Consider the following 19409-nt stretch of genomic DNA (forward strand, 5'->3'; position numbering starts at 1 on the left):
ACGAGGATTCGCCCCGGTTCTCGTCATCGATCCGTAACTGTGGAAAACCTGGCATCAACACGCATCTGCGGCGGTATGCTGTCTTCCGTGCCGAGTTTGCGGGTGAGTGAGGCGGCGGCGCTCCTGGGCGTCAGCGACGACACGGTGCGGCGCTGGATCGATCAGGGCCGATTGCCGTCGAAACAGGAGAACGGGCGGATGGCCGTCGACGGGCAAGCGCTCGCCGAGTTCGCGCAGCAGTTGGCGGAGTCGCCGGAGCCGGGGCACACCGCCGCGGCGTCCGCGCGGAACCGGATGCGCGGGATCGTCACCCGGGTCGTCAAGGACGGCGTGATGGCCCAGGTCGAGATGCAGGCCGGGCCGTTCCGCGTCGTGTCGCTGATGAGCCGCGAGGCCGCCGACGAGCTCGGGCTGGAGCCAGGCGTGGTGGCCGTCGCCTCGATCAAGTCCACCCATGTCGTCGTCGAGATCCCGGAGGCCTGATGTTCCGCCGTACCGCTGTCGCCGCCCTGGCCGCTGTTGCTGCCTTCGCTCTGGCCGGGTGCGGTGACGACACCCCCGCCGCATCCGCACCGTCGAGCGGCTCGAGCACGGCCTCGCTGACCGGTGACGTCAACGTGTTCGCCGCCGCGTCGCTGACCGGGACCTTCACCCAGCTCGGCAAGGATTTCGAGGCCGCGCACCCCGGCGTGAAGGTGAAGCTGAACTTCGCGGGCAGTTCCGCGCTCGCGCAGCAGATCAACCAGGGCGCGCCGGCCGACGTGTTCGCCTCGGCCGCGCCGAAGAACATGAACGACGTCAAGGACAAGGGCACCCCGACGACGTTCGTGAAGAACACGCTGGAGATCGCGGTCCCGAAGGGCAACCCGGGCAAGATCACCGGGATCAAGGACTTCGCCGACGCACAGAAGAAGATCGCGATCTGCGCCGTCCAGGTGCCGTGCGGTGCGGCCGCGGACAAGGTCTTCAAGGCGATCGGGATCACCGCGCAGCCGGACAGCCTCGAGCAGGACGTGAAGGCCGCACTGACCAAGGTCAGCCTCGGTGAGGTCGACGCCGCGCTGGTGTACAAGACCGACATACAGGCCGCGAAGGACAAGGTCGAGGGCATCGAGTTCCCGGAGTCGAGCAAGGCCGTCAACGAGTACCCGATCGCCACGCTGTCCAAGGCTCCGAACCCGGACGGCGCGAAGGCGTTCGTCGACTACGTGCTGTCCGACAAGGGCAAGAGCGTGCTGACGGCCGCCGGCTTCGACGCACCGTGAGTCGCCGTGGCAGAAGTACGAGCGGGCGCCTGCCCCTCGTACTCCTGCTGCCTGCACTGCTCGGTCTGGCGTTCCTGCTCGTCCCGCTGATCGGTCTGCTCGCCAAGGCGCCTTGGTCGACGCTGCCGGGGCGGCTGTTCAGTGCTGATGTCTGGCAGGCGCTGCGGCTGTCGCTGTTGTGCGCTACGGCAGCCACTGCGCTCTGTGTGCTGTTGGGCGTCCCCCTGGCCTGGCTGCTCGCTCGGGGCGAGCTGCCGGGTCGGAGCGTGATCAGGGCGTTCGTGACGGTGCCCCTGGTGCTCCCACCGGTCGTTGGCGGAGTTGCGCTGCTACTGGTGCTCGGGCGGCGCGGTCTGGTGGGTCAGCACCTCGACGCATGGTTCGGGATCTCCTTGCCCTTCACAACGGCCGGTGTGGTCGTTGCGGAGGCGTTCGTGGCCATGCCGTTCCTGGTGATCTCGGTGGAGGGCGCACTGCGGGCTGCCGACCCGCGGTACGAGGAGGCGGCCGCGACCCTCGGCGCGGGGCGCTGGACCACCTTCCGGCGCGTGACACTGCCGTCGATTGCGCCTGGGGTCGTCGCCGGGATGGTGTTGTGCTGGGCGCGGGCACTGGGTGAGTTCGGTGCGACCATCACGTTCGCGGGCAACTTCCCGGGCCGTACGACGACCATGCCGCTCGCCGTCTACCTGGCGTTGGAGACCGATCCGGACGTCGCCGTCGTACTGAGCCTGGTGCTCCTGCTCGTCTCCGTCGTCGTACTGGCGTCTCTGCGCGAGCGCTGGATCAGTGGGCTGCGATGACTCTGCACGCGGATCTGAAGGTACGCCGTGGCGAGTTCGAGCTCGCCCTGGACCTGACCGTCGAGCCTGGCGAGGTGGTCGCTCTCCTGGGCCCTAACGGTGCCGGCAAGTCCACCGCGCTCCGTGCCATCTCCGGCCTGCTCGCTGTGGACAGCGGACGGATTGCCCTGGACGACGCGGTGTGGGACGAGCCGCCGCGTACCTTCCGTACGCCCGAACGCCGGCCGATCGGCGTGGTGTTCCAGGACTACCTGCTCTTCAATCACCTGTCCTGCTTGGAGAACGTGGCATTCGGGCTGCGTGCCCGCGGCATGGAGAAGCAGACCGCCCGGACGGAGGCTGCGCGCTGGCTGGAGGTGGTGGGACTCGCGGAGTACGCGCGTAGTCGTCCGCGCTCGCTGTCAGGTGGTCAGGCGCAACGCGTTGCACTCGCGCGTGCGTTGGCGACCGACCCGGAGCTCCTGCTGCTGGACGAGCCGCTTGCCGCACTGGACGCGAGCACTACATTGCACGTCCGCGCAGAGCTCGGCCAGCACCTGTCCCGCTTCGAGGGCCGCACACTGCTGGTCACCCACGACCCGCTGGACGCCATGGTGCTCGCTGACCGGCTGGTCATCATCGAGAACGGCCAGGTGGTGCAGGAGGGCAAGCCGACCGAGGTAGCGCACCGCCCCCGTACCGACTACGTGGCCCAGCTCGTAGGCCTCAACCTCTACCGAGGCACCGCCGCCGGCACCACCGTCACTCTTGCCGACGGCGGCACCATCACGCTCGCGGAGCCGGCTACAGGTCCCGTCCACGTAGCGTTCCCACCCACAGCCGTCAGCCTCTACACCGAGCCTCCGTCCGGGAGCCCGCGCAACACCTGGCCCGCAGTGGTCACCGGCATCGAGCAACACGCCCACACGGTCCGCGTCCGCCTCAACGCCTCCCCCACCGGCCCCGCCGACCTCCTCGCCGACATCACCCCCGCCGCAGTCGCCGACCTCCACCTGACCCCCGGCCAACCCCTCCACCCCACCCTCAAAGCCACCGAAATCCACACCTACCCGGTGTAACAGTCGGCGCAGTACTACGAATCAGCAGCCGCCGCGGGCGGTCTGATCGACGGAACGACAGGAGGTGTCGGCCCGTCGGCGGGCGGTACCTAGTGCACCTGAGCGTGAACGTCCCAAATGCGTACGGCGTATACAGGTGTACTACCTGTCGATCGGCACACCACTCACCCGGCGCGCCCGTGTGGACAGAGGCGAGGGCGGGTGCGGGGTATGGGGCGTTGCACGAGATGGGGGGTGGGAAGTTACGGGCTGTGATGGGGTTGTTGGGGATTGACATGTTGTTACGGCGAGAATCACGCTTGGGGAGCGCGGTTCGGTAACGAGGAGTGTTTAGTTACTCACTCGTAGTGCATGGGTTCTTCACGTCAGAGTGATGACATCGTGCACTACGCCGAGCACTGAAAGACCTTCAGGATTTTCCGGGGCACCACGGAAAGGGGGTCGGACAGTCATGCACGAGAGTTACGAGTTCTACTGCCTCGCGGATCGGCATTTCTACGAGACGCCGGCCAACCGCGGTGCTCGGCATCCGGATTTCGCGATCACGAGGCGATCGCTCCCGGACGGGTGGCAGCACGTACCGGGCGAGCAGTGGATGCACTACGCGCCGGCCGGACTCCGGCTGCCCGAGCAGGGCTGGAAGGTCCACGTCTCGGCGCGCCTGCAGGACGTCGAGCGGACGCTCGAGGCCGTCTGGGCGTACTGCGTCCCGCGCGGCATCGCGTTCAAGTTCCTGCGCAACGAGGCCGTCCTGGTGATGACGAACTCGAAGGCCGCTCCCCGCGGGTCGAGCGGCAAGCTGGTGACGATCTACCCCACCGACGACGTACAGCTCGAGCTGGTCCTGAAGGAGCTCGACGAGGTACTGCAAGGCGTCGAAGGCCCTTATATCCTGAGCGATCTGCGCTACGCCGAGGGTCCGCTGTTCGTCCGGTACGGCGCCTTCGTCAGCAGGTACTGCCTGTCGACCACCGGTGAACGCGTGCTCGCCATCACGGACGCCCACGGCAACCTGGTGCCTGACCAGCGCGGCCCGACCTTCGTGCTGCCGCCGTGGGTCCAGCTGCCGGACTTCCTGCAGCCGCACCTCGACGCCCGCAACGCCGTCACCACGAACGAGCTCGCGTACACGATCGACGGCGTCATCCAGTTCTCCAACGGCGGCGGCGTGTATGTCGGCCACCACAACGAGACCGGCGACCGCGTCGTCCTCAAGGAGGGCCGTCCGTACGCCGGTCTGGACATGGCCGGCCGCGACGCCGTGGCCCGGATCGCCCACGAGCGCGACATCCTGGAGCAGCTCGACGGCCTGGACGCCGTACCGAAGACGCACGACTATCTGCAGCTCGGTGACCACCACTTCCTCGTGCAGGAGCACATCGACTCGGTGTCGCTGCAGCGCGAGCTGGTCCGCCGGTATCCGCTGACGCACCCGGACGCGACCACGGCCGAGAAGGCCGAGTACGCGGAGTGGGCCGCCGCGATGATCAAGAAGGTCGGCGAGGCGGTCGCTCAGCTGCACGAGCGCGGCATCGTGTTCTGCGACCTGCACCCGGACAACCTGCTGCTGGACGTGAACGGCAAGCTCACGCTGATCGACTTCGAGGTCGCAACGAAGGCCGAGGACCAGGCGCGTTCGACGCTGGCCCATCCCGGGTACGCCGCTCCGCAGGACCGGCAGGGCATCGACGTCGACCGGTACGCGCTGGCCTGCATCGCGCTCAGCGTTTATGCGCCGCAGGCAACGATCCTGCTCAATCTCCATCCTGGTAAGGCGTTCCAGCTCGCGGACATGATCGCGGACACGTTCCCGGTCCCACGCGCCGCGCTCGACGAGGCCGTACGGACGATCGTCGGGTCCAACGAGACCAACGAGCTGCAGGACCTGGCGCTGCCCGGCAAGGCCGAGTGGGCCGACGTACGGGCAGCCCTCACCATGTCGATCGTCGCGAGTGCGACCCCGGAGCGAACCGACAGGCTGTTCCCGGGCGACATCGCGCAGTTCCGCGACGGCGGCGGCATCGACCTTGCGACCGGCGCGGCCGGCGTCCTCTACGCGCTCGCCAGGACCGGTGCCGGACGCTTCCCGGAGTACGACGACTGGCTGCGCAAGCGCGCCTTCGACACCGCGGCCGGCCCGGGGCTGTACGACGGCCTGCACGGCGTCGCCCACGTGCTCGACGAGCTCGGCCACCGGCAGGACGCCCTCGACCTGGTCGAACGCACTCTCGCGGACGACTGGACCACCCGCGAGCTCGGTCTGCACTCCGGCCTCGCCGGCATCGGCCTGAACCTGCTGCACTTCGACACCGAGCCGGCGCTTCGCGCGCAGGCGGTCCGGGTCCTCGATCTGGTCGCCGATCGGCTCGGCGGCGTGGACGACGTACCGGACGTCAGCGGCGGTCAATACGCGCGATCCGGGCTGATGTACGGATCTTCCGGGCCGGCCTTGCTGTTCCTCCAGGCGTTCGAGCAGCTCGGCGACACCGGGCTGCTCGACCTCGCGGAGATCGCACTTAGGCAGGACCTGAAGCGGACCGTGCTCACCGAGGACGGGATGCGCCAGGTCAACCAGGGGTGGCGCACGCTGCCGTACCTCGAGGAAGGCTCCGCCGGGATCGCGCTCGTCCTCGAGCGCTACCTGCGGCACCGTCCGTCCGACGAGCTGACCGGCGTACTCGACGAGCTGAAGCGCGTCACCCACTGCTCCTACTACGTCCAGCCCGGGCTCTTCATGGGCCGCGCCGGTGTGCTCCTCACGGCCGCCGCGCTCGGCGATCAGGTCGATGACCTGGTGTACGGCCTCGGCTGGCACGCGATGCCGTACGCGGGTGGCCTCGCGTACCCGGGCAACCAGCTGCTCCGTCTCTCGATGGACCTGGCGACCGGATCGGCCGGCGTACTGCTGGCCCTGGGTGCGGCGCAGCACGACGCGCCGGTCGCCCTCCCGTTCCTCGGACCTCCCCAGTGGTCCGAGTACTCATCCCGACGATCTGCACCGAAGGAGGTGTAAAACATGGCACTTCTCGACCTTCAGGGCCTCGAGACCCCGGGTTACGGCCACCACGGCCACCACCACGGTTCCACGCTGACCGTGCTGGGCTGCGCTTCGCAGACCCCGAGCAACCTCAGCCTGCTGCTCTGCCACTGATACCGGCAGGGAATACGGCACCTGTAATGCCAGGTAGTGAGGCCCTGGGTGGGCATGGCCCGCCCGGGGCCGTCCTGTTTCCGCGCCGGTGACCGACTCGCCTCGGTTGCCGGGTGGTAGCTCGACGGCGCTGTCGTCGTTGAGTCGGTGGGACAGAGAAGAGGGAGTGAGGTGAGCTACTCCGTGCAGTCTTATCCATGCGCCGAGCGTCTGACGCTCGTGGAGCAGGTGCACGGCACTACCGTCGCGGACCCGTACCGCGGGCTCGAGGACCCCGACGCCGGCGACACCGAGCGCTGGCTGCGGGAGCAGGACGAGCTCTGGCTGACGTACGCCGGCTCGCTGCGCACCAGATTCGGCTGGAAGAACTCCGTCCGGCAACTGTCGAACATCGGCAGCGTCTCGACCCCGGTGTTCCGCGGCGGTCGCTGCTTCACCCTCCGCCGCGAGCCGAACCAGCCGCACGCCGTCCTGTACGTCGACGACAGGCCGTTGCTCGATCCGTTGGACCGCACGCTCGACGCGTGGCAGCCGTCCCCGGACGGCAGCAAACTCGCATTCCAGCTGTCGCAGGGCGGCACCGAGCAGTCGACGTTGTCGGTGCTCGACGTCGGCACCGGGCAGCTGATCGACGGCCCGATCGACGGCTGCCGCTACTCGCCCGTGGCCTGGCTCCCGGACGGAAACACGTTCTATTACGTTCGTTTACGTCAGGTACGACGCCATTCGCTCGGCGACTCCGACGACGTCACGGTCCTCGCGGACGACGCGTCGTACGGGCTGGAGATCAGCGCGGACGGGCGCTGGCTGACCATCTGCACCACCAACGATCTGTGGTTCGCCGACCTGACCACCGACGCGCCGCCGGCCCATATCCCGACCACAGCCACCACGCTCATGTCGGTCGGTCCGGACAACAGGCTGTACGTCGTGACGACGCAGGATGCCCCGACCGGACGGATCTGCGTCGGCGACCCCGCGACTCCGACTGAGTGGCACGACTACCTCCGGCCGGACCAGCCACTGACCGGCCTCGCAATCCTGGACGAGGTCGTGCTGGTCAGCACCGCAAGCGAGATCGCCGTGCACGACCGTGAGAGTGGACGTCGGCTCAACGTGCTGGAGCTTCCAGGCGTCGGGTCGGTCGGTTCCCTCACCGCGCACGGCAACCGGGCATGGTTCACCTACACCGACAGCGTGACGCCGCCAACCGTGTACTCCTACGACACCAACGGCACAACGCCCTGGAGCGCTGGGCAAGACAAGCGGTCGGCAGAGACGCACCGGGTGACCTACCGGTCCACGGACGGCACCGAGCTCGAGCTGCGAGTGATCGGCAAGCCCGGCCCGCGTCCCACAATCCTCTACGGGTACGGCGGATTCGGGCAGTCGCTGACCCCGACGTACTCCGCCTTCGCGCTGGCCTGGGTGGAGGCAGGAGGCTCCTTCGTCACCGCAAGCATCCGCGGCGACGGAGTGGAGCACCACGCCGGGACCGGCCACAGCAAGCAGCAGGTCTTCGACGACTTCATCGCGGCCGCCGAGCACCTGATCGCCGACGGCTGGACGACTGCTGACCAGCTCGCGATCTGTGGCGAGTCCAACGGTGGGCTGCTCACTGCCGCCGCCCTCACGCAGCGACCGGAGCTGTTCGCCGCCGCGGTCTGCTCGGCACCGCTCACCGACATGATCAGGTACGAGCTCTCGGGCCTCGGCGAACGCTGGACTGCGGAGTACGGCACTGTGCAGGACCCCGACGACTTCCAGCACCTGATGTCCTACTCGCCGTACCACCAGGTTGCCGAGGGCGTGAAGTACCCGGCCGTGATGCTGACCGCGTTCGGGAACGACACCCGCGTGGATCCCTTGCACGCAAGGAAGTTCTGCGCAGCGCTGCAGCACGCGACGGCGGGTCCACGACCGGTGCTGCTGAGGTTCGAGGCCGAGGCAGGGCACGCGACCGGCGGGATCGGGCTCGCCGCCGACATGCTCGCGTTCCTCGCCGACCAGACCGGGCTGGACCAATGACAGCGACGCGCGGGACCGCAGCAGCGGGGGCGGGCGCGCAAGACCCAGGGCAGGCGATCAGCTTCGGCGAGGTTGCCAAGCACGGCCGCGGCTGGCTGCCGTTGATCGGCCTCAACGCGCTGATCGGCAGCGGGGTGACGCTCGCGTTGCCGACAGTCCTCGGGCGCTCGGTCGACTCGATCGTGGCCGGTACGGGCTACACACGCTGGCTGATCGTCGCGGCCGCACTCATCGGGCTCGGGATCGCGGCGAGTATCGTCGACGCCTTCGCGGGCGCGGCCTGTGTCGCCGACACGACCGCCTGGCTCCGGCATCGCCTGGTCCGGCACGTCGTCCGTGGTGGCCCCGACGGCTCGCGCAACCTCGAGACCGGCGACCTGGTTACACGAGTCTCGGCCAACGCGACAGACGCCGCCCAGGCCGGGCCTGCCGCCGTGACAGCGATCGCCGCGATCGCTCCGCCGCTCGGCAGTCTCGTCCTGCTGGCCGTGATCGACGTGTGGCTCGCGGTTGCGTTCTTCGGCGGCGTCCTGCTCGTGATCCTCGTCCTCTGGACCTTCGCCAAGCGCACCGCCGACGTGAGCCTCGCCTACCAGGAGACCCAAGGCCGGATCGCCGCGCTGCTGTCGGAGTCCCTCACCGGTATCCGCACCATCCAGTCCGCCGGTACGACCGAACGCGAGGAGCGCCGCATCCTCAGCCTCCTCCCCGAACTGCACCGCAACGGCGTCGTCACCTGGCGGATCCTCGCTCGCTCCGGCGCCCAGGCCGCGGTCGTCGGGCCGCTCGTCCTGGTCGCTGTGCTGGCCGTCGGCGGGCTGCAGCTCGTCGCGGGCCACGTCACCGCGGGCGAGTTGTTCGCCGCCTCCCAGTACGCGGTGCTCGGCGCTGGGCTCGGCAGCCTGACCGGTGTCCTCGGCGAGCTCGCCCGCGCTAAGGCCGGCGTCCGAAGGTCTGCCGAAGTGATCGCGATCGACTCCGTCGCCCACGGCACCCTCGCGCTTCCACCGGGCACCGGGCAGCTGACCTTCGACGGGGTCAGTGTCGTTGCCGGCGAGAATGTCCTGCTGGACAACGTGAATCTCGATCTGCCCGGCGGCGCCACAGTCGCCGTGGTCGGCCCGAGCGGCGCCGGGAAGTCCGTCCTCGCGGCAGTAGCGGCGCGGCTGCGCGATCCCTCGACAGGTCAGGTCTCGCTCGACGGCGTACCGCTGCCGGCCGTCAGCCGCCAGGTCCTGCGTACTGCGGTCGGCTGCGCGTTCGAGCGTCCGCAGCTCGTCGGCCGCACCGTCGGCGAGGCGATCGACCCGCACGCGGTCAGCCCGATCAGTACGCTCGCCGCGGCCCGTGCCACGCACGCGCACGACTTCGTCAGCCGGCTGCCCGACGGGTACTTCACTTCATTGCGCAAGGCACCGATGTCCGGCGGCGAGCGGCAGCGCCTCGGGCTCGCCCGCGCCTGGTCGGCGCGCCGCCTGCTGGTGCTCGACGACGCCACCTCGAGCCTCGACACCGCGACCGAACGGCAGATCAGCCGCACGCTGGTCGAGGACCGCCACCACCGCACCCGGCTGATCGTCACTCACCGCCCCGCGACCGCGGCCCGCGCCGACCTGGTCATCTGGCTCGACCACGGCCGCGTCCGCGCCATCGCCCCGCACGCCGACCTCTGGCAGAACACGTCGTACCGGGCCATCTTCGGATGAAGCGCGAGCTGTCGTACGGCGCGGGTGCGCTGCGGAAGCGGGCCACGGTCAGGTTGATCGCGTGGTCGGTTCCGGAGATCCTGCCGACGGCGGTGTACGGGATCGCGGTCGCGCGGGCGACGGACAGTTTTCTCGACGGCCATGCATGGCAAGGGATCGCGTGGCTCGGTGGGCTGGTCGCGACGGCCGGTCTCGGCGCGGCCGGGGCTAGGCAGGTGTACGGGCGGCTGGGCGATCTGGTTGAGCCGTTGCGGGACGATCTGGTACGTCGGGTCACCCGCGGCGCGCTCCGGACCGGGGACGACGGCGCTGTCGCCCGGCTGAACCGGCAGGTCGAGATCGTCCGCGACACGTACGCGGGACTCGTCCTGGTGCTGCGGAGCTTCGCGATCACGTTGTTCGGCGTACTGACCGGATTGTTGTCGCTGGCCCCACTCGTCGCGGCGTTCGTCGTGCCGCCGTTCCTGCTCGGGTTCGCGTTGTCGCTCGCGGTGCTCGGGATGGCCGCGGACCGGGTGCGCGCGTCGCTGACCGCGGACGAGGAGCTCGCGGCGTCGGCGGGCATGGTGTTCAGAGGCGTACGGGACATCACTGCGACCGGGTCCGAGGAGTACGCCGAATGGCTTGCAGGGCAGCCGATCGAGGCACATGCGACGGCGGAACGGGCGCTGGCCAAGGTGTCGGCGTTGCGGACGTTGTGCTTCGCGGTCGGCGGCTGGCTGCCGTTGCTGATCCTGCTCGCGACGGGACCGTGGCTGGTTGGGCGCGGCGTCAGTACGGGCACGCTGCTCGGTGGGCTGACCTACGTACTGATCGGGCTGCAGCCGGCGCTGAACACGGTGATGAACGCGCTCGGCGACAGCGGTCTGCGGTACGTCATCACGCTCGGCCGGATCCTCGACACCTCGGCGCCCGCGGAGCAACCGCGCCCGGTCGACGAGTTGCAGGGGTACCAGGTCCGGCTCCGCGGGCTGACGTTCGCGTACGGTCCGAAGGCGGAGCCGGTGCTCGACCACCTGGAGCTGACGATCCCCGAAGGCGAGCATCTGGCCGTCGTCGGGCCGAGCGGCATCGGGAAGTCGACGCTGGCCGGTCTGGTCTGCGGAATGCTCACCCCGACGAGCGGCCGGCTGTTGCTCGGCGGCGCTCCACCCACCACGGTGTCGACCGAACGACTCGCGCAGACCCGGGTCCTGATCCCGCAGGAGGCCTACGTCTTCAGCGGTACCGTCCACGAGAACCTCGTGTACTTGTTGCCCAACGCAACAGATGAACAACTCGAGCAGGCGGTGCAGGCGATCGGTGCCACCCAACTCGTCGCCCGGATCGGTGGGCTGGGGGCGGAGGTCAAGCCGGGTGAGCTGTCCGCGGGCGAGAAGCAGCTGCTGGCGTTGGTCCGCGCGTATCTGTCACCCGCACCACTCGTCGTACTGGACGAGGCGACGTGCTTCCTCGATCCCGAGGCGGAGCGCCGGGCCGAGGAAGCGTTCGCCAAGCGCCATGGCACGCTGATCGTGATCGCGCACCGGATCAGCTCCGCACTCCGCGCGCGCCGCATCCTGGTGCTGGACGGCAACAAGGCCACGCTCGGCACCCACGCGACCCTGATGCGCACGTCCCGGATGTACCGCGACCTGCACGGCAGCTGGACCCCCGGAATTCAGATCCAGCCGGCCTCGTGAGCCTTGCGGATCGCTTCGATGCGGCTCCGCGATCCGGTCTTCGCGAGGATCCGGGACAGGTAGTTGCGTACCGTCCCGGGGCTGAGGCTGAGCGTCCGCGCGACCTCCTGCGCGGTCGCGCCGGTGGTGACCTGACGCAGCACCTCGCACTCACGCTCGGTCAGAGGGTTGTCACCGGCCTTCAGGGCGGCGACAGCCAGTCGTACGTCGACCACGGGCAGCCCCTTCGCGACATCGCGGACCGCCTGCACCAGCTGGTCGGTGGTCGCGTCCGTCGCGATCAGCCCGATCCGTGGCGCCTGCTTGACCAGCGCGAGGCTCGTCGCCGCGATCGCCTCGTGGTCGATCAGCACCAGCACGCCACGCCCCGCGAGCTTGCGGCACAGCTCCTCGGTCCTGATCCGGCCTGGTAGCTGCGGGTCCAGCAGGAACACGTCAGGCCGTCGTCCGGCCACCTGGAGCACTTCGTCCGAGCGGTCCACCTCCGCCACCACGTCCAGATCGTTCTCTCTTGCCAGCACCGCGGCCAGTGCACCACGCACCAACGTGCCGCGATGGCCGAGAGCCACTCGGATCACCGCTACTTGCCCCCATCACATCCGTCGCCTCAGCCGCCCCCAGGAAAACTAGCTGCCGGGCGGCGGTACCCGTGTTGAGATCAACGAGTGAACTCACCGGATGACACGCCTGGATCCACAGTTTGCCCGGGTTGCGGCTCGGTGCTGCCGAGTTCGGGGTGGCCGGAGGCGCCAAAGTACAACGCGACCCCCGAATGCGCCGAGGTGGCCGGCGAACTGCTCGGGTACGAGGTGCAGAACGCTGCGCGGCTCGGCTATCTGCACCAACTCCGGATCGATGCGTACGGCGCTCAGCACGTCGCTCCGGACGGGCCGCGGATCGGTCCGGTGTTCGCGCTGAACGGGCTCTACATGTTCCTCGAGCGCGGCTCGGGGAACCTCGACGTACGGACCGCGCACGGCATCATGGCGAACTCGTTCGACGACTGGCCCCGGCTCGTCCCGCCGGCCCGGGTCGGCGAGCTCACGGCGTACGACGTCCTGACCGCCGGCGGCGTCGACGAGGTTGAGTCGACCCTGCTCAGGTGGGCCCGCGAAGTGTGGGAGGCGTGGCCGGATGCTGAGCGGGCCGCTGTCCGGAAGCTGACCGTGGAAATCGTCCCGGAACGCTATTTCCGGCATCAATAAACCGATCGGTTCCAGCCCTTCGGCAATCGGCGTGTCGGAGCTGGAAACCGTTCTGTTGTTGGGGTTTCGAAATGTCAGGCCCCGGCAAAAGTTCGGGGCAGATCGCGATCTGGGGTTGCGTTTCCGGCATTCCTCGCCGAGGATGACTCAGGTCGCGCCGTTACCGGGGCGTGACCATTCGGAAGCTGTCCTGTGACCCTCTCACAGATGTCCGAGTGCCCCCACCCCTGCACGGGGGGCCTGGTGTGCTCCACCATGCCCAAGCTCACAAGGAGCGCTTTTCAGATGTCCAAGGCTCGACATGCGCGCGCCCGGCGAAGCACTCGCCGGGTGGCCCGAACCCTCTCCATCGCCGGCCTCGGAGCCGGTATCACCGCCGCCGGAGCCGCTTCGGCCTTCGCAGCCGACTACACGGTCAAGTCCGGCGACACCCTCTCAGAGATCGCCCAGGCCAACGGTGCCGACTGGCACGAGCTGGCCCGGATCAACAACCTGAAGGACCCGAATCTCATCCTGATCGGGCAGACCCTGACGCTGGACGGCGTGAAGAAGGCCGCCGCCGACCAGGCACCGCGGGTCGTGAAGAAGTCCGAGGCCCAGCAGCCCCGGAAGGCCGAGACCAAGAAGAAGTCCGAGCACAAGTCCCGCACCAGCCGGTCCGAGGACCGCCCGAAGGCGAGCAGCGGCAAGGCGAACCTGAGCGGCGCCTGGGCCAAGGTCGCGAACTGCGAGTCCAGCGGAAACCCGCGCGCGGTGAACGGCGCCGGTTACTACGGGCTGTTCCAGTTCGACCTGCGGACCTGGCGCAGTGTCGGCGGCTCCGGCAACCCGACCAATGCCTCGGCGGCCGAGCAGCTGATGCGCGCGAAGAAGCTGTACGCGCAGCGCGGCGCCTCCCCGTGGCCGGTCTGCGGCCGGTTCCTGCGCTGAGCCGACGCTGCCGGGCAGGTGGTCGGTAGACCGTCCTCCCACCGCCTGCCCGGCGGCCTCACGCGTTGCGGGTGATGACCAGCATCTCGTCGGCGCCGGCCTGGAACTCGTAGGGCACCTTGCGGATCTCCCAGGTGACGCCCTCGAGTGACGCCAGCAGCTCCGGCAGCCAGCCGATCGGTTCACCGGCGCCCTGCAGTACCAGCGGGAAGATCCGCACCTCGGCGTTGCTGACCCGGATCAGCTCCCGCAGGGCAGTCGCATGCCACTCCTGGTCGTACTTGTCGGCCCAGGTGAACAGCAGATGCGAGCACAGCACCAGCTCGAACCGGCGATCACCGAACGGCAGCTCCGGCAGCCCGGCGGCGACGTACCGCTCCGGCGCGGCCTCGACGTCCTGCAAGAACCGGTCGGCCGCCTCGATCCGGTACTGATCCTTCCGCTCCGGCGATCCGTACCAGTGCCAGACGAAACTCCCCTGGTGTGCGTCGACGATCCCCGACGTGGCCGGCAGGCTCTTCCGGACGCTGTCGACGAGCTCGGCGTGATCCAGCTCGTACGCGAGATCCGCGGCGATCGCGTCCACACCGCGGGCGGCAGCCTCGGCGGTGAAGCCCGCGCCGCCTGCGCAGCAGTCGAGCACGGAGTCCGGGAGTTCCTTCAGGTCGAACATCGCTTCGTACTCGGCGTACGAGCGCGAGGTCACCAGCACGGCTCTACCTTTCGACGGTGGTCTTCCGATGCAGGCGGCGGTCCAGGGTGGTCGCACCGGCCGCCAGAGCCAGGAAGAGTACCGCCACGAACAGACAGTTCAGCAGCACCCGTCCGTACCCGTGCTGATCGACGTCCACGAACGGGTACGGGTAGAAGCCGGCGAACGCACCGCGGATCAGCGTGAACGCCAACCACAGCAGCGGATACACGATCGACCAGCCGACGATCCGCCAGTTGGTGAGGCCGCGCGGGCCGAACACGAGCCAGCCCAGGACGCCTGCCACCGGGGCCGCGGTGTGCAGCAAGAAGTTCGTCACCGATGCCCAGCCGTGCAGCTCGTCGGTCCCCGCGAGCACCGCGTGGTAGACGATGCCGGTCACCGCGATGCAGAGCACGCCGTTCAGCCGCAAGGTCTCGAACAGCCGGCTCGGCGGGCGGTCCGGTTGCGCGGCCAGCATCAGCGTGGTCCCGCCGAGCAGCAGGTTCGACTGGATGGTGAAGTACGCGAACACGTTGAAGACCCGCTCCGGGTTGTCCGGGTAGAACCCTTCGTGCCCGTTCGCCGTCACCACCAGCTGGATGACGATCCCGCACACCACGATCAGCCCGGTGATCGCAGCCCAGACCCGCCCCATCGCCGTCATGCTCGCAATGTATGACGCCAGACCGCAGCTTTCCGGAACATTTTCGTCACCAGGCGCCAACAAGTTTCCGAAGATCAGGCCGACTGCTTCTCCTCGGCCCGGTCGAACGAGTAGCTGAACGACACGATCGCGTCGATCACGAGCACGATCGTCCAGGTCGCGGCCGGGGCCAGCGCCGCGTCGTACCCACGGCCGCTCAGCAGGCCCAGGCCGATCATGATGCCGACACCGACGACGTACGCCAGCAGGTGGCGGAACCACCCGGCACGCTCGCGACGGGCCCGCTCCGGACCCTTCTTCGGCGGCTTCACCGGTCGCGGTGCGCCGCCGAGGAAGTGCGCCGCCCAACCGTCGGCCCACTTCAGCGTCTGGTGACCGAAGCCGACGCTGACACCGATGAAGATCGCGGCCAGCGAGTGCTTGAACGCCGGCTCCGCTCCGCGGTGGATGTCCACCACGCTCGCCACCAGCATCACGACGTCGACGAGCGGTACGGCAGCGAGCAGAACCATCCCGGCCCTCGGCAGCCGGAGCAGATAGCGCGTCACCAGGCCCCCGGCCAGCAGCACCCAGAACCCGATCTCACACGCGGCGATCACAGCGAGCAGCACGGTCTCTCCCCTCCCGGGATTGTTTAAGTACGACTGTGTTTAAAACTCAAGGTAACACAGTTGTGCTAAAAAGGTTCCATGCCGAAGATCGTCGACCATGCCGCCCGCCGCGAGGACATCGCCGAGGCGCTCTGGCGGGTGGTCCGCCGGGACGGGATCCGGGCCGCGTCGGTGCGCACCATCGCCGCCGAGGCCGGCTGGTCGGCGGGCGCGGTGCGCTACTACTTCCCCGACCAGGACGGGTTGCTGAGCTTCGCGATGGACCTGGTGTCGCGGCGCGTCACCGAACGGGTCTCCGCGATCGAGCCGAAGGGCAACGCCACGGCGATCGCCCTGCGATACCTCGAGGAGGCGCTGCCACTGGACGCCGAGCGCCGGGCCGAGTTCGACGTCTGGATGGCGTTCATGGCGCAGGCCCGCGCCGAGTCGGGTGCCGGCACCCTGCAGGAACACGTCGACACCGTGCACAACGGGCTCCGGCACCTCTGCGAGTCGCTGTTGCGCGCACTCGCCGACGACGGCGCACTGCTCGCCGGCCTCGACCTGCGCCGCGAGGCCGAGCGCCTGCACGCATTGATCGACGGCCTCGCGCTGCATGCCGCGATCCAGCCCGAACGCACCACCCCGGCCCGCGTCCGCCAGGTCCTGCGCCACCACCTCGAAACCCTGATGGCCTGACACGCCCTAAGGCCTTACAAAGCTGGGATTTCGACAAGAATCGCCGAGACCGGGTCTAAACCCGGCCGGGAAGTGGCACGATCACGGCATGGAGTCCGAGGGGGTGATCGTCGTCAGCGGAATCATGGCGGCGGGGAAGTCGTCGGTGTCCCAGATGCTCGCCGAGAGATTCCAGTACGGCGTGCATCTGCGGGGGGACGTTTTCCGCCGGATGATCGTCAGCGGACAGGCCTCGATGGCCGACGACGTACTCGAAGCACAACGCCAGCTGCAACTGCGCTACCGGCTCGCCTGCAAGTCCGCCGACGAGTACGCGAAGGCCGGCTTCACCGTGGTCCTGCAGGACGTCGTGATCGGCGAACTGCTGCGCGAGTTCCTGGACGGGATCCGCACCCGCCCGCGGTATCTGGTCGTCCTGACGCCCCGGCCGGAGGTGATCTCCGACCGGATCGGCGGCGCGCATCACCTGGTCGACGAGCTCGACTACGAGCTGCACGCCTTCAGTCCGCGGCGCGGTCTCTGGCTGGACAACTCCGACCTGTCCGTCGGCGAGACCGTCGACGCCATCCTCGGCCGCCTCGACGAGGCCCAGTTCGACTCGTAGCCGGGGCCTGCTACCCGAGGGTAGTTTGGGGCGATGAGCGTACGGCGGACGGCCTGCAATCTCTGCGAAGCGATCTGCGGCGTGCTCGTGACCGTCGAGAACGGCCGCGTGACGGACATCCGTGGCGACAAGTCCGACCCGTTGTCGCGCGGACACATCTGCCCGAAGGCAGTCGCGCTCCGCGATCTCCAGGAGGACCCGGACCGGCTGACGACGCCCGTACGAAAGACACCCGACGGCTGGCAGGACATCAGCTGGGAGGCGGCGTACGAACTAGTCGTCGACCGGCTGTCCGCGATCCAGCAGGAGCACGGACGGAACTCCGTCGGCGTCTATCTCGGCAACCCGAACGTGCACAGCCTCGGCGCGCTCACCCACATGCCGACGATGGTCCGGCAGCTCCGCACCCGGAACAGATTCAGCGCGACCTCGATCGACCAACTGCCACAGATGCTGTCGTCGTACCTCTTGTACGGGCATCAGCTGATGGTGGCGGTACCGGACATCGACCGGACGTCGTACCTGCTGATGCTCGGCGCGAACCCGTTGGCGTCGAACGGCAGCATGATGACCGCGCCCGGTTTCGGAAAACGGCTGCAGGAGTTGCGGAAACGCGGCGGCCGGCTGGTCGTCGTCGATCCGCGGCGCACCGAGACCGCCGCGGTCGCGGACGAACACCACTTCGTCCGGCCCGGCACGGACGCGGCGTTCCTGCTTGCGGTGATCCACGAGGTGATCGCGCAGGGGTTCGCGCGGACGGCGGAGTACGTCGACGGGTTCGCCGCGGTCGAGGACGCTGTGCAGGCGTGGACGCCGGAGCGGGCCGCCGACGTCACCGGGATCCCGGCCGACGCGATCCGGCGAACCGCCCGGGAGTTTGCCGAAGCTGATCGGGCCGCCTGCTACGGACGCGTCGGGGTGTCGACCCAGCAGTTCGGGGCGATCTGCCAGTGGGCGATCCAGGTGCTCAACATCATCACCGGCAACCTCGACCGGCCGGGCGGGACGATGTTCCCGCGGCCGGCGGTGAACACGCTGCTCGGGATGGGACGCGGGCATGTCGGCGTCTGGAAGAGCCGCGTGCGCGGGCTGCCCGAGTTCGGCGGTGAGCTGCCGGTGTCGACGATGGCCGACGAGATCCTGACGCCGGGCGACGGGCAGATCAGGGCGATGGTGACGGTCGCGGGCAACCCGGTGCTGTCCACGCCGGACGGTCGCCGGCTGGACGAGGCGCTCGATTCGCTGGACTTCATGGTCGCGATCGATCCGTACATCAACGAGACCACCCGGCACGCGGACGTGATCCTGCCGCCGGCTCCGCCGTTGGAGCGGGACCACTACGACATCGTGTTCCACCAACTCGCCGTACGGAACACTGCTCGATGGAACAACGCCGTACTGCCGAAGCCCGCGTCGTCCCGGCACGACTGGGAAATCTTCCGCGACCTCGGGCTGGCGCTGGTGCGACGGACTCCCTGGGGCCGGCGCCGGGCCGAGGTGACCGCGCGGCTGCGGACGCCACCGCGGTGGATCGTGGACGCCGGGCTACGGATCGGGCCGTACCGGTTGTCGCTCGGCAAGCTGCGCCGCTCGCCGGGCGGCGTGGATCTCGGGCCGTTGCAGCCGGCGCTCCCCGCCGCGCTGCACCAGAAGTCGAAGCGGATCGATCTCGCGCAGCGGATGATTCTGGACGACCTGCCGCGGCTCGACACGTTGGCACCGGTGGCGTCGGGCGAGCTGTTGCTGATCGGGAGGCGGCATCTGCGCAACAACAACTCCTGGATGCACAACTCCGAACGTCTGGTGAAGGGCCGGCCGCGGCACCACCTGCTGATGCACCCCGACGACCTCACCGATCGCTGCCTGACCGACGGCCAGCTCGTCACGGTCACCTCCGCGGCCGGCTCGATCGCCGTGGAAGTTGCCTCCAGCAACGACATCATGCCCGGCGTGGTCAGTCTCCCGCACGGCTTCGGCCACAACCGCCCCGGCGCCCGCCTCACCATCGCCAACCAGGTCCCCGGCCCCAGCGCCAACGACATCACCGACCCCCACCTCACCGACCCCGTCGCCGGCACCGCAGCCATCAACGGCGTACCAGTAACAGTCACCCCCGCCTGATCCCCCTCCCCTTCCCGGATCCGGAGACCATTTGAGGGGTGAACCTCGGCAGTGGACCGTTGGCCGACGGCATGCGGACGGGGAACCGGCACTTTCAGGGGTTAACCACTCAAATCGGCGTGGGTGGAGGGAGGTCGGTGCATCCGCGGAGGGGTGCATGCTGGACAGGAGGTGTCGGCCGGATGTCGGTCGGCGGGTAGTGCACCTGA

General features: G+C 68.9%; 18 protein-coding genes. 14 read left to right on the forward strand and 4 right to left on the reverse strand.

Annotated features, from left to right (window positions below):
* Positions 1 to 87 precede the first annotated feature (87 nt).
* From ACGFI6_RS21605 to ACGFI6_RS21645, 9 genes are all read left to right on the forward strand, one after another.
* The gene (locus ACGFI6_RS21605; protein ID WP_393121076.1) at positions 88 to 483 is read left to right on the forward strand and encodes a molybdopterin-binding protein; all 396 of its coding nucleotides are present in this window, start codon (positions 88 to 90) and stop codon (positions 481 to 483) included.
* Positions 483 to 1265: a molybdate ABC transporter substrate-binding protein gene (gene modA / locus ACGFI6_RS21610; protein WP_393121078.1), complete on the forward strand. Its 783-nt coding sequence runs from the start codon at positions 483 to 485 to the stop codon at positions 1263 to 1265. Before ACGFI6_RS21605 ends, modA begins: the two co-directional genes overlap by 1 nt.
* Positions 1262 to 2068: a molybdate ABC transporter permease subunit gene (gene modB, locus ACGFI6_RS21615; protein ID WP_393121080.1), complete on the forward strand. Its 807-nt coding sequence runs from the start codon at positions 1262 to 1264 to the stop codon at positions 2066 to 2068. Before modA ends, modB begins: the two co-directional genes overlap by 4 nt.
* Positions 2065 to 3126 (forward strand): ABC transporter ATP-binding protein, encoded by a 1062-nt coding sequence (locus ACGFI6_RS21620; RefSeq protein WP_393121082.1) that lies wholly within the window; start codon positions 2065 to 2067, stop codon positions 3124 to 3126. Before modB ends, ACGFI6_RS21620 begins: the two co-directional genes overlap by 4 nt.
* Positions 3127 to 3577: 451 nt before the next feature.
* Complete coding sequence (gene lanKC / locus ACGFI6_RS21625) at positions 3578 to 6139, forward strand: class III lanthionine synthetase LanKC (protein WP_393121084.1); 2562 nt, start codon at positions 3578 to 3580, stop codon at positions 6137 to 6139.
* 3 nt (positions 6140 to 6142) lie between these two features.
* A complete protein-coding gene (locus tag ACGFI6_RS21630) occupies positions 6143 to 6277 on the forward strand; it encodes a SapB/AmfS family lanthipeptide (RefSeq protein ID WP_393121086.1) in 135 nt (44 codons plus the stop codon).
* A 171-nt stretch (positions 6278 to 6448) separates the two neighbouring features.
* Complete coding sequence (locus ACGFI6_RS21635) at positions 6449 to 8305, forward strand: prolyl oligopeptidase family protein (protein WP_393121088.1); 1857 nt, start codon at positions 6449 to 6451, stop codon at positions 8303 to 8305.
* Positions 8302 to 10011 (forward strand): ABC transporter ATP-binding protein, encoded by a 1710-nt coding sequence (locus ACGFI6_RS21640; protein ID WP_393121090.1) that lies wholly within the window; start codon positions 8302 to 8304, stop codon positions 10009 to 10011. Before ACGFI6_RS21635 ends, ACGFI6_RS21640 begins: the two co-directional genes overlap by 4 nt.
* Positions 10008 to 11693, forward strand: a complete 1686-nt coding sequence (locus ACGFI6_RS21645) for an ABC transporter ATP-binding protein (RefSeq protein WP_393121092.1) — start codon at positions 10008 to 10010, stop codon at positions 11691 to 11693. The genes ACGFI6_RS21640 and ACGFI6_RS21645 overlap by 4 nt, the downstream gene beginning before the upstream one ends.
* On the opposite strand, the gene ACGFI6_RS21650 is transcribed toward ACGFI6_RS21645, so the two are convergent.
* On the reverse strand, positions 11672 to 12262 hold the full coding sequence (locus ACGFI6_RS21650; protein ID WP_393121094.1) for a DNA-binding response regulator: 591 nt from the start codon (positions 12260 to 12262) through the stop codon (positions 11672 to 11674). The genes ACGFI6_RS21645 and ACGFI6_RS21650 overlap by 22 nt on opposite strands.
* Before the next feature lie 96 nt (positions 12263 to 12358).
* On the opposite strand from ACGFI6_RS21650, the gene ACGFI6_RS21655 reads away from it, so the two are divergent.
* Positions 12359 to 12898 carry a DUF5946 family protein gene (locus tag ACGFI6_RS21655; protein WP_393121096.1) on the forward strand — a complete coding sequence of 180 codons (540 nt, stop codon included), beginning with the start codon at positions 12359 to 12361 and terminating at the stop codon, positions 12896 to 12898.
* Between the two features lie 285 nt (positions 12899 to 13183).
* Positions 13184 to 13828 carry a transglycosylase family protein gene (locus ACGFI6_RS21660; RefSeq protein ID WP_393121098.1) on the forward strand — a complete coding sequence of 215 codons (645 nt, stop codon included), beginning with the start codon at positions 13184 to 13186 and terminating at the stop codon, positions 13826 to 13828.
* 58 nt (positions 13829 to 13886) lie between these two features.
* Here ACGFI6_RS21660 and ACGFI6_RS21665 read toward each other — a convergent pair whose 3' ends face one another.
* The 3 genes from ACGFI6_RS21665 to ACGFI6_RS21675 all read right to left on the reverse strand — a co-directional run bounded on the left by ACGFI6_RS21665 (position 13887) and on the right by ACGFI6_RS21675 (position 15797).
* On the reverse strand, positions 13887 to 14540 hold the full coding sequence (locus ACGFI6_RS21665; RefSeq protein ID WP_393121100.1) for a hypothetical protein: 654 nt from the start codon (positions 14538 to 14540) through the stop codon (positions 13887 to 13889).
* Positions 14541 to 14544: 4 nt separating this feature from the next.
* Positions 14545 to 15186, reverse strand: coding sequence for a Pr6Pr family membrane protein (locus tag ACGFI6_RS21670; RefSeq protein WP_393121102.1), 642 nt, complete (start codon positions 15184 to 15186; stop codon positions 14545 to 14547).
* Between the two features lie 74 nt (positions 15187 to 15260).
* The gene (locus ACGFI6_RS21675; protein WP_393121104.1) at positions 15261 to 15797 is read right to left on the reverse strand and encodes a 2TM domain-containing protein; all 537 of its coding nucleotides are present in this window, start codon (positions 15795 to 15797) and stop codon (positions 15261 to 15263) included.
* Between the two features lie 78 nt (positions 15798 to 15875).
* Between ACGFI6_RS21675 and ACGFI6_RS21680 the strand changes: the two genes are divergently transcribed.
* The 3 genes from ACGFI6_RS21680 (at position 15876) to ACGFI6_RS21690 (ending at position 19200) form a co-directional block, all read left to right on the forward strand.
* On the forward strand, positions 15876 to 16475 hold the full coding sequence (locus ACGFI6_RS21680) for a TetR/AcrR family transcriptional regulator (RefSeq protein ID WP_393121106.1): 600 nt from the start codon (positions 15876 to 15878) through the stop codon (positions 16473 to 16475).
* An 88-nt stretch (positions 16476 to 16563) separates the two neighbouring features.
* Complete coding sequence (locus tag ACGFI6_RS21685; protein ID WP_393121108.1) at positions 16564 to 17079, forward strand: AAA family ATPase; 516 nt, start codon at positions 16564 to 16566, stop codon at positions 17077 to 17079.
* A gap of 33 nt (positions 17080 to 17112) precedes the next feature.
* The gene (locus ACGFI6_RS21690; RefSeq protein ID WP_393121110.1) at positions 17113 to 19200 is read left to right on the forward strand and encodes a molybdopterin-dependent oxidoreductase; all 2088 of its coding nucleotides are present in this window, start codon (positions 17113 to 17115) and stop codon (positions 19198 to 19200) included.
* Positions 19201 to 19409: the final 209 nt, after the last annotated feature.

The organism is Kribbella sp. NPDC048928 (genome assembly GCF_043197975.1).
GTDB lineage: Bacteria > Actinomycetota > Actinomycetes > Propionibacteriales > Kribbellaceae > Kribbella.